The organism is Rufibacter sp. XAAS-G3-1 (genome assembly GCF_013623775.1).
Lineage (GTDB): Bacteria > Bacteroidota > Bacteroidia > Cytophagales > Hymenobacteraceae > Nibribacter.
This window is the reverse complement of the sequence record NZ_JABFAM010000016.1, coordinates 57180-73487: the sequence shown is the minus strand read 5'-3', so window position 1 is coordinate 73487 and position 16308 is coordinate 57180. Positions and strand designations below refer to the sequence as shown.

Annotated in this window: 9 protein-coding genes; 2 read left to right on the top strand and 7 right to left on the bottom strand. The window is 51.4% G+C overall.

Annotation, left to right across the window (positions count from 1 at the left end):
- Positions 1-129: 129 nt before the first annotated feature.
- Entirely contained in the window at positions 130-1149 is a 1020-nt protein-coding gene (locus HHO50_RS16905; RefSeq protein ID WP_181307673.1) for a LacI family DNA-binding transcriptional regulator, read from the bottom strand.
- A gap of 382 nt (positions 1150-1531) precedes the next feature.
- Here HHO50_RS16905 and HHO50_RS16900 point away from each other — a divergent pair, with 382 nt between their 5' ends.
- Positions 1532-3013 carry a xylulokinase gene (locus tag HHO50_RS16900; protein WP_181307671.1) on the top strand — a complete coding sequence of 494 codons (1482 nt, stop codon included), beginning with the start codon at positions 1532-1534 and terminating at the stop codon, positions 3011-3013.
- 25 nt (positions 3014-3038) lie between these two features.
- Entirely contained in the window at positions 3039-4370 is a 1332-nt protein-coding gene (gene xylA / locus HHO50_RS16895) for a xylose isomerase (protein WP_181307669.1), read from the top strand.
- Between the two features lie 607 nt (positions 4371-4977).
- On the opposite strand, the gene fsa is transcribed toward xylA, so the two are convergent.
- The 6 genes from fsa to HHO50_RS16865 all read right to left on the bottom strand — a co-directional run bounded on the left by fsa (position 4978) and on the right by HHO50_RS16865 (position 16298).
- A complete protein-coding gene (gene fsa, locus HHO50_RS16890; RefSeq protein ID WP_181307667.1) occupies positions 4978-5652 on the bottom strand; it encodes a fructose-6-phosphate aldolase in 675 nt (224 codons plus the stop codon).
- A gap of 479 nt (positions 5653-6131) precedes the next feature.
- Positions 6132-8993, bottom strand: a complete 2862-nt coding sequence (locus tag HHO50_RS16885; RefSeq protein WP_255478792.1) for a glycosyl hydrolase 115 family protein — start codon at positions 8991-8993, stop codon at positions 6132-6134.
- Positions 8994-9080: 87 nt separating this feature from the next.
- The gene (gene uxaC, locus HHO50_RS16880; RefSeq protein ID WP_181307663.1) at positions 9081-10541 is read right to left on the bottom strand and encodes a glucuronate isomerase; all 1461 of its coding nucleotides are present in this window, start codon (positions 10539-10541) and stop codon (positions 9081-9083) included.
- An 11-nt stretch (positions 10542-10552) separates the two neighbouring features.
- Positions 10553-11722: a mannonate dehydratase gene (uxuA, locus tag HHO50_RS16875; RefSeq protein ID WP_181307661.1), complete on the bottom strand. Its 1170-nt coding sequence runs from the start codon at positions 11720-11722 to the stop codon at positions 10553-10555.
- 137 nt (positions 11723-11859) lie between these two features.
- Positions 11860-13605, bottom strand: a complete 1746-nt coding sequence (locus tag HHO50_RS16870; RefSeq protein WP_181307659.1) for a glycoside hydrolase family 43 protein — start codon at positions 13603-13605, stop codon at positions 11860-11862.
- A 743-nt stretch (positions 13606-14348) separates the two neighbouring features.
- Positions 14349-16298: a RagB/SusD family nutrient uptake outer membrane protein gene (locus tag HHO50_RS16865; protein ID WP_181307657.1), complete on the bottom strand. Its 1950-nt coding sequence runs from the start codon at positions 16296-16298 to the stop codon at positions 14349-14351.
- Between the last annotated feature and the right edge of the window lie 10 nt (positions 16299-16308).

Here is a 16308-nt window from a genome sequence, read left to right as displayed (position 1 = left end):
GCCTCTAGCGAGTGTGAGCTACCTGCGGCGTCTCGCTGTTTTAGGCTTATTTATTCAAAAAGAGCCGAGAAACGGCCAGAGGCCGAAAGTAACCCACACTCGCCAGAGGCGAGCGAGGGAAATTGAAAGCTATTTTAGCTGGGAAGACCGGCGGGAAATAAGAATAGGATCCAGAACAATGTGTTCAGGCGTGGTGCCGTAGTAGTCTTTGTTGGCAATCAGCTTTAAAAACAGACGGGCGGTCTCCTCACCCATCTTAATGGTCTGCTGGTCTACCGTTGACAGAGAAGGAGTCACGAACTCCCCGAAGGCTTCATTGGCGAAACCTACTACCCCCACCTGCTCAGGAACCTTTATTCCTCTTTCCAACAACATCTGTAAGGCTCCCATGGCGGTGTAATCTTCGGCCGCGAAAATGGCGTCTAGCGGCCCGTGTTGCCCCAGAAGCTGCTGCAAAGAGCTTTTCCCGAATTCCAGCGATAGCCTCCCCTTGAAGATCCTGTTTTCGTTCAACTCCAACCCATACTGCGCCAGCGCATCGCGGTAACCCCTGAAACGTTCGTTGAAGATGGTCAGGTTTTGGTCTGAGGTAAGGTGGGCGATGTGTTTGTAGCCCTGTTTGATGAGATGCTCCGTGGCCACAAAGCCCGCCTGGTAGTCATTGATGGTAACCGAAGGCACCGGCAGGTTCTGGATGGCCCGGTCAAAGAACAGCAGCGGCACCTGGCGTTTGCAGATCTGCCCGTAAAACGCCAGCCCTTTTTCTTCGCTGGACACCGATGAGATGATGCCGTCTACCCTTGACTGCAGAAACGTCTCTATTCCCTTTTGCTCCTGCGCCAGCGACTCGCCCGTTTGGTACAAAAGCATGCTGTACCCGTTCTCGTTCATCACCCGTTCTATGCCATGCACCACCGAACTGAAAAAGCTGGTATCCAGACTAGGCACTATTATCCCGATGACGTTGGTACGCCCAGAGCGCAGCGACGAAGCCAGTTTGTTCTGCTGGTAGTTCAGGCGTTTGGCCGTTTCCAACACGGCCGCTTTAGTAGCTACGCTGATAGCGGGATGGTCATTCAAGGCACGTGCCACCGTAGAGAACGTTACATCCAACTCGCGGGCAATATCATGTATGGTGGTCTTCTTCAATGCTAAGGTAGTCTAAAGGCCAAAGGTACTTAAATACTACTTTCCAATAGCACTACAAACGTAGGGGGTTTCTCCTCATTTTGGCACTATTTACCTAAAACAGGCCTAAAACATTGTCCGTCCTCGTATAGACCGTTACCCAGGTGAGAAGAGCAGAATTCAAGGCATCCCCGTTGGGTTAATTATTTATTTGCCTCATTCCCCCACCTTTTACCTACAATTTCGTAAAATTTTGATAATTCTTATGGCTTTGTTTCCTATTTTGAAAATTTAGCTTTAAACTTATGCCAACGTTGGCATAAAACTTAGCCTCTCTTAAATGAAAAGGCTATCACTGCGTATCATTTTTCATTGAACTGCATTCATTGTAACCAAGCCATATATGCTCTTATTAGGAATAGACGTAGGTACCTCCTCCATTAAAGTCTCTGTGGTAGACGCCGCCACCCAACAAAGTGTGGTTTCGGCGCAGTTTCCGGAAACCGAGTCTAAAATCAACTCCCTGCAACCAGGTTGGGCAGAGCAGTCGCCGGAGATGTGGTGGGAGCACGCGCAGAAAGCCATTCAGAAAGCGAACGCCTCTGGCGCGTACAACCCGCAGGACATTGGTGCCATTGGCATTGCCTACCAGATGCACGGTTTGGTCATTGTGAACCAAAACCAGGAAGTATTGCGCGAATCCATCATCTGGTGCGACAGCCGTGCGGTACCGTACGGCCAGAAAGCGCTGGAGCACATTGGGCAGGCACAAAGCCTTTCCCGCCTACTCAACTCTCCGGGCAACTTCACCGCCGCGAAATTGGCCTGGGTAAAGGAAAACGAGCCTGAAACGTTCCGCAAAATCCACAAGATCATGCTGCCCGGTGACTACATCGCCATGAAACTGACGGGCGAGATTACCACCAGCGTATCGGCTTTGTCAGAAGGGATTTTCTGGGATTTCCAGAAGGATGAGGTTTCCCAGGATGTGATGAATTTCTTCGGCTTTAGCCCCGACATAATCCCGGAGGTTCGGCCGCTGTTTTCTTCCCACGGCGCGGTGAAGGCCGAGATTGCTTCTTCCCTTTCTTTGAAAGCGGGCATTCCGGTGGCTTATAAATCCGGTGACCAACCTAACAATGCGCTTTCCTTGAACGTGCTGAATCCGGGCGAGGTAGCGGCTACGGCTGGTACGTCGGGCGTGATTTACGGCGTGAGCGACCAATTGGTGTATGACCCGCAGTCGCGCGTGAATACGTTTGCGCACGTGAACTACGTGCCAGACGCCAAGCGGGTGGGTGTGCTCATGAACATCAACGGCACGGGCATCATGAACAGCTGGGTGAAGGAAAACATGGGCCAAGGCCTCTCCTACCCGCAGATGAATACCGAGGCGCAGAAAGCTCCCATTGGTAGTGGAGGCTTGCGCATTTTCCCTTTCGGGAACGGAGCCGAGCGCGTGTTCAATAACCGCATTATTGGGGCGCAGTTCCACAACCTGGACTTGAACCTACATACCAAAGCGCATATCTATAGAGCAGTGCAGGAGGGAATCGCCTTCACGTTCCGCTACGGGTTGGACATCATGCGGGAAAACGGCATGAACCCTCAAGTAATCAGAGCAGGCAATGCCAATATGTTCCTGAGCGAGCTGTTTGCTGAAGCGTTTGTAAACGCCACGCACGTTCCGGTAGAACTGTACCAGAACGACGGGAGCGTAGGTGCTGCCCTGGGAGCCGGAATTGGAGCCAACGTTTTCGCCTCGGCCCAGGAAGCCTTTAGCCGTTTTGAACGTTTAAGAGTCATTGAACCTACCCAGACCGATGCTTACGAAACGGCGTACCAGGACTGGAAAACCCTTCTTCAGAAACAATTAAGAGACTAATCTTTCACATCATAACCACAAAACCATGGCAAATCTAACATTAGGAGACAAAGAATATTTCAAAGGCATAGGCCAGATAAAATTTGAAGGGCTGGAGTCAGACAACCCGTTGGCGTACCGTTGGTATGACGAAAACCGTGTGGTAGCCGGCAAAACCCTGAAAGAACATTTCAAATTTTCGGTAGCCTACTGGCACTCTTTCAACGCGAACGGTTCAGATCCATTTGGTGGCCCAACCTTGAACTTTTCCTGGGACGAGAGTTCTGACGTGATCACGCGCGCCAAAGCCAAGATGGATGCTGCGTTTGAGTTCATCACTAAAATGGGCATGCCGTACTACTGCTTCCATGACGTGGATGTGGTGGACTACGGCAATGACATCGCTGAAAACGACCGTCGTTTGCAGACCATGGTGGAGTACGCAAAGCAGAAACAAGCCGAAAGCGGCGTGAAACTGCTTTGGGGAACGGCCAACGTGTTCTCGCACCAACGCTACATGAACGGTGCCTCTACTAACCCAGACTTCCATGTGTTGGCGCACGCGGCCGCCCAGGTGAAAGGCGCTTTGGACGCTACTATCGCGTTAGGCGGTGAAAACTACGTGTTCTGGGGAGGTCGGGAAGGCTATATGACCTTGCTGAACACCAACATGAAACGCGAGCAAGAGCATCTGGCCCGCTTCCTGCACTCCGCCAAGGACTATGCCCGTGCCCAAGGCTTTAAAGGCACGTTCTTCATTGAGCCTAAGCCCATGGAACCCACCAAGCACCAGTACGACTACGATTGCGCTACCGTGATCGGGTTCCTGCGTCAGCATGACTTATTAAACGATTTCAAAATAAACATTGAGGTAAACCACGCAACGTTGGCGGGCCATACTTTCCAGCACGAGTTGCAAGTGGCTGCTGACGCGGGCATGTTAGGTTCTTTGGACGCCAACCGCGGCGACTACCAGAACGGCTGGGACACTGACCAATTCCCGAACAACCTGAACGAGCTGACCGAGGCCATGCTGATTTTCCTAGAAGCTGGTGGACTGCAAGGTGGTGGGGTGAACTTTGACGCCAAAATCAGAAGAAACTCAACTGACCCTGCTGATCTGTTCTACGCGCACATCGGCGGCGCCGATACCTTTGCCCGCGCCTTGATCACTGCCGACAACATCCTGCAGAAATCTGATTTCCTTAAAATCCGCGAAGAGCGTTACGCTTCTTTTGACAGCGGCAAAGGCCAGGAGTTTGAGCAAGGTAAACTGAAGTTGGAAGACCTGCGTGCCTACGCCATTGAGCAAGGTGAGCCAGCTGTGAAAAGCGGTCGTCAGGAGTACCTGGAAAACATCATTAACAAGTTTATCTAGTCTCTGGTTTTATCAAGTCTCTAGTAGGTCTAAATGTTGAATCAGACCTCTTGAATGGTCAGATTCAACATTTGATTATTCATGTTATTAAAATGGCTGCCTCCAAAAGAGGCAGCCATTTTTGTTCCATTGTGAAGAATCATGGAATGTGCACCCCACCCCTGCCTCTCCACGGAGGGGAACCCATCCGCTAAAAATCAATCTTATCTCAACTTCAAGCAGCTTGATTTTTTCAAGAATGGTTTTACTATACTCGTTTTCGGCTTAGTTTTCAGAAAACATACTCGAAACAATTGCCTCTAAAAAGTAAAATCGGACTCCCAAGGAGTCCGATTTTACTTTTTACCATCGTACAAGACGATGAAGCTGTTTAGAGTTTTTAAGCTGTTTTTCTAAAAACAGCTTAAAAACGGCGGTATAAACAGATGCTTGTGCCAGTGTACAAATAACCTTCCTGTTTTATGCCTATTTTCATAAAAACAGCCTAAAAATGAAGGCATAAGTGGACACTTGCACCAAAGGAATTGCTTTAAATGCCGGTTAATGAAAAACTCTAAACAGGTTTGATGGTAAATTGATTAACTATAAGTCTGAAAAAAAGAAAAACTTAGGCTTGCTCTTGCATGATCTCTTTCATCTTCTCAGCATCGGCCACAAACTTGGCTAAGCCGCTGGCAGTGAGGGGATGGGTAAGCAAACCCAAGATTGGCTCTAACGGGCAAGTGCAGACATGGGCACCCGCCTCGGCACACTTCACAATGTGCATGGAACTGCGGATAGACGCCGCCAGAATTTGGGTTTCATAGCCCTGGATAGCATAGATGTTGGCAATCTGCTCAATCAATTGCACCCCATCCCAACCAATGTCATCCACCCGGCCCAGGAAAGGAGACACGTAGGTTGCCCCGGCTTTGGCGGCCAAGATGGCTTGTCCGGCCGAGAACACCAGGGTACAGTTGGTTTTGATGCCGTTGTCGGTGAAGTACTTGATGGCTTTCAGGCCGTCTTTGATCATGGGCACCTTCACCACAATGTTAGGGTGCAACGCCGCCAGAATCTTTCCTTCGGCTACCATGGAGTCAAAGTCCGTGGAAAGTACTTCGGCACTGATGTCTCCATCCACAATCTCACAGATGGCTTTGTAGTGGTCTAGCGTGGCCTGCTCTCCTTTAATGCCTTCTTTGGCCATTAACGATGGATTGGTAGTTACACCGTCCAAAATGCCCAGATCATGGGCTTCTTTGATGTGGGCCAGGTTGGCCGTGTCAATGAAAAACTTCATAGCGAATGGGTTATAGGTTATGCTTTATTCGTATGCCAGACGGGTTGGTCTGGGACTTATGCTTTGTTTAACTACTCTTGAAGCTAAATATACATTAACGTTTATAAACAACTTTCTGGAAATTAGCCTCTAAACACTTCTTCTTGGCTTGGGATATACGCTTTTTGCCCGCGGATAGAGGTCTTAGAATGGAATCATTTCCGGTATAGTGACTTTCTGCCGGCTCCCAAGTCACGGAAGTAAATTCGGGCCATAGCCACACCAGGCCCGTTTAGCCGCTGATCAGCAAGAAGGGCCAGAGACTACCCATCATCTGTAGACACCAATCACAAACTCGCGCCCGCGAAAAGTAGGCCCGTTAGGCGAATGCACAAGCCTTCCTGTAGTTGTTACAGATTGGTGAAGACCTTTCTTAAGCTCTATTTGTAATAAGAGTTGGTTTCGGGCCTGTTTTTATGAAAACAGGCCCGAAACGCTGTTTACTTTGCTTGCCTGGCAGGTTGGAACGCACTTTCTGGCGGCCCCAAATAGCTTGGCTTCAGGCCACCGGCATCAATCACAATTTTCTGTAAGACAATGCCTGAGTCTACCATCCAGAACTTGAGCGTATGTTCGCCCGGTTTCTTCAATTGGTGTTTGGAAACGGTGAGATTGATGTTGTTGGCCACGTTCTTGTTCCACTCCCGTTCAGATTTATCCTGATGGATGTTGATGATCTGCGGGGCTTCGTCGTCAAAGGAAATGGCGTAGCGCAGTCCCTGGGTGTTGTGGAAGTTTAGGGTTGGAGACACCATCACTTGCACATTTACCTCTCCTTCTTTCTGTAGGTACACTTTGTACTCCAGGTGCGGGCTGTTGCCGCCGGGGGTTTGGCTGGGGGCGGTTACCGGCAGGGTGGTCATGGCCGAGGCGGTGCGGCCCAGGTCTGGGATAAGCTGCCACTGGATGTTGTTGCCATTCACGGCCCGGGTGAAGTGTTCGGCTTCCATAGAAACGTACCCGTTGGCCTCTGCGAAGCCTTCCAATTGGTTTGGTTTTGGCGCGGCTGGGTTTAGAACAACCGCCTGCACTATCACTTTCTTGCCATTTGGCCCTGTGATGGTTACCGGTACCCGCTGGGTGCCGGTGGGAGCCTGCGCCCAGTCAACACTTACCCAAACACGCTGCTCTTTGGCCACAGTACCCGTAGGCTGAGATACTTTCAACCAGGGGGCTCCCGTCTGAATAGAATACGCAAATGGCTTTTGTCCGCGGTTGAAGATCTCCAGGTAATGACCCTGCGTTCCAAAAGGAGAAAACTCCGGTAAAACGGCGGCACCTTTTTCCTGCGGCCACCAGTTGGCAGCGCCTTCAATGGCGACGCCCATCTCGGCGGCAGTAGGTACGTTAAGCTGTTTTACCTCTGGCATCACATCTTTCTCGGGTTGCTGCCAATACGTGTAGCTGATGTGGGTCTGGGACATCATGTGGTTCCACTTGCCCCCGGCTATGTCTTTATGGAACACCCGGGTTAACTCCGCATCCCGGTCAAACAGGGTTTTCACCCTGGCGGCCAGTTCATTGGTGGTGGCCCTGCCCTGTTGGGCGTACAAGCGGTTGCGGCCGGTGGTTACGTGCAGTTCATTCAGGTTCGCGCTTGCCTGTACCGGAAAGAGCACCAATTGGTAATAGGCATCACGGTACTGGGCAGGCAACGCCTTGTTCATCCGCTCGGCTTCCTCGGCCAGGCGGTTGTAGTCGGCTACTACTCTTTCGGCCTCCTGGTAATTGGTGAGGCTGTAGGTGTCTGGCGCTAAAAGCTCCGGCTTTCTACGGCTGTTGTACTTGGCGTATTTGGCTAAAATATTGGCAATGGTGGTGGCATGCTCGGCCCCGAACTGACGCTCGGCCCAACGTTTGGTGTATTCATCCAAACGCTCGGCGGGCCATTTCTCAGGGTTCCAGGCATAATCCAGGAAGAACTCGGTGGGGAATTCCATGGGTTTGATGTCACCCACGTTCACAATCCAGATGCGGTCGGCTTTGTGCTGATACGCTAAGTGCATCTGCTCCCAGATGCGCGGGAGCGGATTGGTGTTAATCCATTTGTAGTTACGCGGGCCGCCCACGTAGTCAAAATGGTAGTAGATGCCGTAGCCGCCCGAATGCTGTTTTTCGCCTACTTTGGGCAATTTACGGATATTCCCCCAGTTGTCATCGGCTAAGAGCAGAGTCACGTCATCTGGTACGCGCATGCCTTTGTCATAGTAGTCCTGCACCTCTTTGTACAAGGCCCACAACTGCGGGGTTTGCGATGCGTCTTTGCCGGTTACCTCAGAGATGATTTTGCGTTGGTCGGCCACAATGCGCTCCAACAGGCCAATGTTGCTTTCCTCACTCATGGGTTCGTCGCCGTCGCCGCGCATGCCCACGGTCACAATGCTCTCGTAGCCGTTCATGCGTTGGATGCCGCCTTTCCAGAACTCGCGCAATTTCTCGGGGTTGGTGTTGTAGTTCCAGGGGCCAGAACCGTACCGACGCCACTCATCATGGGCGCGCATGAGCGGCTCATGATGCGAGGTTCCTATCACTACCCCATACATATCGGCTATCTGCGGATTGGCTTTATCATCATCGCTGAAAGCGCTGCCCCACATGGCGGGCCACAGGTAATTGCCTTTCATGCGCAGCACCAACTCAAACACCTTCTCGTAGAATTTATGGTTGAAGCCACCGAACTGCTCTTTAGACCAGTTGGAAAGCGCCGGGGCCTCGTCGTTGATAAAGATGCCGCGGTACTTTACGGCGGGTGTTCCTTTGGTATGGCGGCCTTCTAAAACGTATAGGTTCTCCTGCTTTTTCACCGGCACATCGGCCCACCAGTACCAAGGTGATACCCCAATCTGGGCAGACACGTCATAGATGCCGTAGATGGTGCCGCGTTTGTCGCTGCCCACTATCACGAGGGCTTCGTCTACGCCTTTCATGGGTTTTTTCACGGTTTGCACCACAAACGTTTCCCACCTTCCGGTTAGGTCTTTCACGTCCAGCTTCTTGCTTTTCACCAATTGGTCAATGAGCGGACTTTTGCCTAAGGTACCCACCAGCACCAAGGTTTTGGCTTTGGGAGCCTTTTTGCCTACCGTCAAAGCTGGCTCAGCGTTGGTGACTTTCATTACATCTGACTGTAAATCGCGCAATGCCCTGATCACTCCGGGAAAATCACCGTCACTGATATAGAAGGGGGCTGCTTTTCCAGCCGCAGAAAGCGGAAATGAATTGCTTTTCCTTTGGTTGGAGATATAGGAACTGTCTTCGACCGCGAAGGCGGCGGGGGCCAGCATCACTCCTAGAAGGAACATCAGAAGTTTGTGCCAGGAAAGATACAGAAGAGGTTTTCTTCTGCGGGAGGTTTGCGTTTGGGGAAGTGTACTCATGAAAGGATTCAATTAAGATGGAAAGTAATCTTTGGCGTTGTAGTAGCAGATATCCTGCACGATTTTGCCAATCCAGGGTAAATCCAGGGGCAGCAGGCCGCGCTCCATGTCTTCGCCCATGAGGTTGCACAACAGGCGCCGGAAGTACTCATGGCGCGAGTAGGAAAGGAAACTTCTAGAATCGGTGAGCATGCCCACAAAACAACTGATAAGGCCCATGTTGGACAGGGCGTTCATCTGCTCTTTCATGCCGTCCAGGTTGTCCAGGAACCACCACGCCGAGCCGAACTGCATTTTGCCTTTGATGCCGCCACCTTGGAAATTCCCAATCATGGAAGCAAAGGCCGCGTTATCGGCGGGGTTCAGGTTGTAGATGATGGTTTTAGTGAGGCAATTCTCTTTCTCCAGTTGGTTGAAGAACGCGGCCATTCTCTGAATTTGGGGATAATCCCCAATGGAGTCATAGCCGGTATCTGGGCCGTTCACCTGAAGCATGCGGCTGTTGTTGTTCCGGATGGCGCCCACGTGGAATTGCTGCACCCACCCTTTGTGGTAGTACATTTTGCACAGTTCTAGTAGCAGAAAAGAGGTAAAGGCCTCCTGGTGTTGGGCAGCTTCCTGGTCTTTCCCGGCCAATACACCCAGGAAAGCATCTTCCAGGTTCACCGCGGCCGCCCAGACGTTGGGCATATTGGTCAACCCATGGTCAGCAATGCGGCAGCCGTGTTCATGGAAATAGTTCACCCGCTTCTCCAGCGCTTCTAACAGGGTATCCAGGTTGAAGATTTCAGAACCAGTGATGCTGGCCAGCAGCCTAATATAGTCCCGGAAAGAATCTCCGCCCGAAAGGTTGAACACTTTGTCTGGCCTGAACGAAGGCCGCACTTTCGTTTTAAGGCTACTTTCGGCTAAAGACCGGTGAAACGCAAGGTCATCCGCAGGGTCATCGGTGGTGCCCACCATTTCTACGTTGAAGTGCGTTAGCAGTCCCTGCGGAGTGAACTCGGGTTTTTGCAGCAGTTGGTTGCAGTGCGCGTACACGTCCTGGGCGTTTTGCTCCGTTAAGAGTTCATTCACCCCAAACGGGTTCTTCAGCTCCATGTGCGTCCAGTGGTATAACGGGTTCCGTACTGTGTACGGAACCGCTCCGGCCCATTTCAGGAACTTCTCTTCGTCTGAGGCGCTCCCGGTAATGTACTTTTCGTCAATGCCCAAAGTGCGCAAGGCCCGCCATTTGTAATGGTCTCCGGCCAACCAGATGCTGGTGAGGTTGGGGTAGTTCTTATTCTCCGCCATCGCCTGCGACGATAGATGGCAGTGGTAATCTATGATGGGCAACCCTTTGGCGTACTCATGGTACAGTTGCCGGGCCGCGTTGGTGGGCAATAAAAAGTCCTCCTGCAGGAAGGGGCCCGCAGAAGGTTGGGTGTTACGAGAAGCAACGGGGGAAGAAGATAAGATGCTCTCTGGCATAGTCGTGTTGATTATGAAGGGTAAACGGTTCTTTCAATGCCCATTTCCAAACCTCTCAGTTCTGCCAAGCCCCGCAACCTGCCAATGGCCGAATAGCCGGGATTCGTGATTTTGTGCAAATCGTCCAGCATCTGGTGCCCGTGGTCTGGCCTGAACGGGATAGGCTCTTGCCGGGTACGGTTAATGGCTACCAATTCTTTCATCACGCCGTACATGTCCACGTCGCCGGCCAGGTGGTCAGACTCATAGAAGTTGCCGTTCTCGTCTTTCAGCACGTTGCGCAAGTGCGCGAAGTACACGCGGTGCCCTACAGACTTCAGAATCTCCACCGGGTTGTTGTGCCCACCGGCTCCCAATGAACCGGTACAGAAGCAGATACCGTTGGGTGCCCGGTCTACCCTGCTCAGAATGAACTCCAGGTCTTCTTGGTTAGAGGCGATTCTTGGCAAACCTAGAATGGGATAAGGCGGATCATCTGGGTGGATGGTCATTTTAAGCCCGTTTTCCTCACAAACGTCCATAATAGACTCCAGGAAATACGCCAGGTTTTCGCGAAGTCCGGCATGGCCCATGTTTTTGTAAATGCCGATGCTCTGCGTGAGGTGTTCCAGCGAAATGAAGCCCTCCATGGGCACGCCCATCCGGATGATCTCGCTTAGCTGCTCCAGCTTATCTGGGGTGTAAGAGGCATAACGGACTTTGGCTTGCTGCACTACGGCCTTGGCGTAATCCTGCTCGGCTCCTTCTCTTTTTAAGATAAACAGGTCAAAAACGGCTAGGTCTACCCAGTCAAAGTAGAGGGCTTTGGCCCCGTTTTGCAGTTCATAGGCCAGGTTGGTTCTAGTCCAGTCCAGCACGGGCATGAAGTTGTAGCAGATGGTGGTTAGGCCACAGGCAGCCAGGTTGCGGAGCGATTGGCGGTAATTTTCCAAATACTGCTCACAATCAGCCGCGCGGGTTTTGATGGACTCGTGTACCGGCACGCTTTCCACCACTGCCCACACAAGCCCGCTTTCCTCAATGATGCGTTTCCGCTCCTGGATTTCCTCTAGGGGCCACACCGCCCCGTGCGGAATATGGTGTAAGGCACTCACGATTCCGGTGGCACCGGCTTGTTTCACATCCTGCAAGGTGACAGGGTCACTGGGCCCGTACCATCTCCAGCTTTGAAGTAATGACATAGTTTTTAGATAGTTTAAAGGTCAACGGTTACGTTGATGGTAATAATTGATTTAAAGAAATCTTGAGCAGCAAAGCACCTCTTATTTGTACAGCCTCTGGATTCCATACTTGCCTACCGGAATGCGCTAAATAGCCTTTATTTAGCCTTCGCAGTTGTGATGGTCTCATATATGGGGTCTTTGCCTTCGTAATGAAACCAGTCAAACGTTGCCTTTCCGGTGGAGGGCTTTCCTTGCGAGGTGGCATACATGCCTAGGGTTACTCCCACAAAGCCCCCTGCTATGCGCGTACTCAGGAAGGTTCCGTCCACATGATCTTGTAGCAGCGCCCAGTCTCCTTCTTTTGTGCCATAGTAGAAAGCGTATTGACCGGCTTTGAACTCCACTTTGAGGTAGAGCGGCTTTTTCGTGTCTTTCCTTTTCAAAGGAGCCTCCGCCAGCACGGTTGTTTCCGGACTACCCGGTTCGGCAGCTTTTTGTGACTTCCGCAGCTGCACTACTTCCTTGCCGTTGGAAATGGTCTTGCCCAGGGCATAGTAATGCTGCTCACTCTGTAACGCCACTATCCCGGCGAACTCGTTTGAGGACGCTGGTTTGAAATCCATTTTAGCGCTGGCATTCCCGTAGATATGCTGCTGCCTTCTGGCCACGAACGAAGGGTTATCTAAACCGGAAACCGTCTCCGGCCTTACCTCCAGCGTCAGGCTCCCTGATGGTTTGCTCAGGCTGTACCACTCAGAGCGCGGGGTGCGGAGCGTCAGCCAGTACATGGGTAGTTTATTCTCCTTGAATTCTTCTCTATAGGTGAAGTTTCCGTTTACCGGAAGCTTAGGGGCCTTCCCCTGGGGCAATTTTGGACGTTGGTAGGAATACTGCACCTCCTCAAAATCAGGGTTGATAATAGGCCAGCCGTCTTTCCAGGTAACAGGCGCCAGGAAGGTTTCGCGGCCTATGTTGTAGTGGTCTTCGGTGTCATAAGGGCGGGTAGCCAGAAACACGGCCCACCATTCGCCGTTCTGCGTCTGTACCAGGTCGGCGTGGCCGGTGGCAGAGATAGGGTTCTTGCGGTTGGCCGGTAAATGACGCTGCGTCAGGATTGGGTTGTTCGGGTTGGGCACAAAGTCGCCGTTCACTTTTTTGCTTCTGAGGATTACCTCTGAGTGGTTCACGCTGGTGCCGCCCTCTGCCGCCATGAGGTAGTAGTAGCCGTCTTTTTTGTACAGGTGCGGGCCCTCAATCCAGACCGGCTTTTTTGAAATGTCTACGCCGCCGTTTACCAGAATGATAGGTGCACTGGTGGTTTTCAGGTTCTTGTAGTCAAACTCCTGCATCTTGATGGTACGGTGCCCATCGTAGAGCGGCTTGTTATCGGGTGCATCGCTGTTGTAGATGATATAGGCTTTTCCGTCCTCGTCAAAAAACAAGGAGGGGTCAATGCCATGGACATCCTTCAGCCAAACCGGGTTAGACCACGGGCCCGCCGGATTGGTGGCGGTCACCACAAAATTCCCGCCTCGGTCAATTAGGGTGGTTACCATGTAGTATACCCCCGCATGGTAGGAAAGCGTAGGGGCGAAGATGCCTCTGGTTATCCGGTGCTTATCCAGGTTGAGTTGTTCTGGCCTGTCCAGAATGTTGCCTATCTGGCTCCAGTTCACCAAATCCTTGCTGTGGAAAATAGGCACTCCGGGGTAGTAGGCGAAGGAAGAGAGAATGAGGTAATAGTCATCTCCCACCCGGCAGATAGCGGGGTCTGGGTAAAAACCTGCCAAAATAGGATTCAGGAACTTCTGATTGTCCTGTGCGAAGGTGGGCCTACTGAAAAGGCAAAAGCAACAGGTAAGTAATAAGAACGCTTTTTTAAGGAGACTTTTCTGATTCATGCGCATTTTTATAAAATTGGTTTGCAAGACTGGGTCTGAATGTCCTGCCAAAGTAGAAACTGGAGTCTCTAAATTGGTCAGCACCAAACCTTACACTAGGATATGTGGCCAGCACTTTTTACTCTTCCTCCAAAGCAACAATTAATAATGAACCTGTTTAGAGTTTTTCATGAACCGGCATTTAAAGCAATTCCTCTGGGGCAAACCTCCGGTCATGCCTCTGGTTTTTAGGCTACTTTTATGAAAACAGGCCAAAAACAAGAAGCCGTTATTGGCATACTGCCGCAAGCATGCGCTTGTACCGCCGTTTTCAGGGCGTTTTTAGGAAAACAGACGTAAAACTCTAAACAGCTTCAATAAGTAAAGAGACACAAATAATGATACGTTTTTTCTTTGTCCTCCTTTCAGGAGGACAGAACATAACTTAATAGCTGATGTTACGCAACCCTGCCGGTAACTCCCGGCGAGTCTGGAGACCCGCTTCATCCTTTGTCACGAGACTGGAGTCGCGCGCCAGTAGGTTCTACACCGGCGAGGCTTTGGAGACCTCACAGGCAGGCATTCGCGTTTTGGGCCCGTTTTCCGCAAAAGAGCCCCAAAACGCATCAGCGGGGCTCCGCTCTCCGTTGGAGAGGGACTGGGGTGAGGTCGCTTTCTGCGGAAGGTCAGAGATAGGATACCATGGTAAAAAAAATTGGCTGCCCAATTCGGGCAACCAATTTTTTCAATCCTTATTCATCAGACTATAAATAGCCAGGGTTTTGGTATGCCGCTTTTTCTGCTGCGCTCATTTCCATCGCATCTAGCTGCCCTTGCGGAATGGGGCGAAGATAATGATAGGGTTTAATGTTGCGTGTTACCGTTTGAGGCGTATGGTTTCCGTAGCTGTTTCCTCCAATTTGGTAAGTAGAAGCGAGCTCCTCCCATTTCTGGGTGCGAACCAAATCAAACCAGCGGTACCCTTCGCCATAAAACTCACGCGAACGCTCAGCCAGAATATAGTTGATGTCTATGGTAGCTGGCGTGGCCGCCACCATGGCCGCGCTGTTGTCTTGCACTTTCACCACATTCGCGTTATTGTTAAAGCGCCACTTACCGGCACGTGCCCGGATAACATTGATCAATTCTCTGGCGCTCATGCTTCCGGTTGCTCCCTTCACGGCTGCCTCAGCGGCTACAAAGTAGAGTTCCGAGAACTTGGCAATGTTGAAGGGACGGGTACTGGCGGCGTTTGGCTGACCTAAGCCGGTGCCATTGTCTGTACGGTAAGGGCCAAGTTTCCAAAGCCCAGGATACACGATTCTGCTGATGCCGCTTGGCGAAATCACAAAGTCTGACCGTCCCGGCAATTCACCTGCCCCCACACCACTTCTACCTGCTCCGGCAGGATACGTGATAGCCGTAGCCGGCTCTTCGTTCAGGAACGTAAGGATTGCATCACCCGGCCTAACGGGCAAACCGTTCGCGTTGTATAACACCTCTGTCGTGACACCTGCTTTAGGCCAGTTGCCCCGGTAAACGCTTGTAAAGGTACCATCGTAGCGAGAATCGTTTGTCTTGTCGGCAAAGGTATTGGTGAATACCCCGATGGTGGGAGCCATACGTGTCCAGGGACGTCCTAAATCTTGCGAGGCTTCGCGTTGCACAGAACTAACCGTACTAGACCAGTTTGGGTTGGTTCCGCTTCTAAGGTTGGTGTAGTTCCAGGTCATCATCCAGCCGGCAAAATTTTCAGGGGCTCCCCCGTTGGAAAAGGTAAGGCTAGATGCGTTATAGAATTCGCTGGTTTCCGTATGGTCGGCGTACAGCATGGTTTCGCTGTTGCGGTCATTTGATCCCAGGTTTACATCATAGTAGGTACCCTGCAGACGGTAAGGTCCTGGATTGTTGATGCCTGCCAAGGCCACGTCGTATGCCTGCTGGTAATACCACTGGGCAGTTTTGCCATCTGGGTCAGTACGGGGAGTTTCTGGGTAGGTAGGAATATTTTTAGGGTTCTCCAACCACCAGGCGTACGTGAGGTAGGCTTTTGACAGATAAAGACGCGCCACAGTTTTTGTTACGCCCCCGGTCACCCGTGGATTTGCCGGTAAATCTTCTATCGCTTTTAGCAGATCAGGGAAGATAGCTCTGGTATAAACCTCGGGTACCGTATTGCGGACAGAGGTTCTGGAGGGATTGATGTTAAACTTCAACTCCCCTGCGCCCAAATCCAAAGGCACGCCGCCAAACGTTTTTACCAGCTCAAAGTAATCGAAGGCGCGGAAGAACCTGGCTTCGGCAATTAGTGCATCTGAGATGGTTCCTACTGCGGCGGCATTTTCAATGACCCCGTTGGCAGTGTTGATGTTAGAGAAGGCGGCTCCCCACAAGACATCGGCCCGGCTGTCCTGAGGCGTGATTTCGCCCCGGCCGGAAAGATCCATTACCAAAAAGTTCTGGTCTGCACTCTGCGCATAGGTCACTTCATCGGTACCGGTCTGGGTGGCGTTGTAGTAGTAGGCCTGTCCGTAGATATAGCGCAGGTGGGCGTACATTGAGGTTATTCCACCTTGGACGCCTCGTTCAGTTTTGAAAAACTCAGGGGTATAAGTAGAACGGGGCTCTTCTTCCAGCACACTTTCGCAGGCTGACATGGACAATGCCAGTGTCAACGCTGTCCCTATAAAAGCTTTATATTTTATGAATTTCATGCTCTTCTTT

What these genes read in the sequence shown, in the direction of transcription:
- fsa (WP_181307667.1), bottom strand. Translation starts at nt 5,652, where the DNA reads ATGAAGTTTTTCATTGACACGGCCAACCTGGCCCACATCAAAGAAGCC.
- HHO50_RS16885 (WP_255478792.1), bottom strand. Translation starts at nt 8,993, where the DNA reads ATGTTCCTTCTAGGAGTGATGCTGGCCCCCGCCGCCTTCGCGGTCGAA.
- HHO50_RS16870 (WP_181307659.1), bottom strand. Translation starts at nt 13,605, where the DNA reads ATGAATCAGAAAAGTCTCCTTAAAAAAGCGTTCTTATTACTTACCTGT.
- HHO50_RS16865 (WP_181307657.1), bottom strand. Translation starts at nt 16,298, where the DNA reads ATGAAATTCATAAAATATAAAGCTTTTATAGGGACAGCGTTGACACTG.
- uxuA (WP_181307661.1), bottom strand. Translation starts at nt 11,722, where the DNA reads ATGTCATTACTTCAAAGCTGGAGATGGTACGGGCCCAGTGACCCTGTC.
- xylA (WP_181307669.1), top strand. Translation starts at nt 3,039, where the DNA reads ATGGCAAATCTAACATTAGGAGACAAAGAATATTTCAAAGGCATAGGC.
- uxaC (WP_181307663.1), bottom strand. Translation starts at nt 10,541, where the DNA reads ATGCCAGAGAGCATCTTATCTTCTTCCCCCGTTGCTTCTCGTAACACC.
- HHO50_RS16900 (WP_181307671.1), top strand. Translation starts at nt 1,532, where the DNA reads ATGCTCTTATTAGGAATAGACGTAGGTACCTCCTCCATTAAAGTCTCT.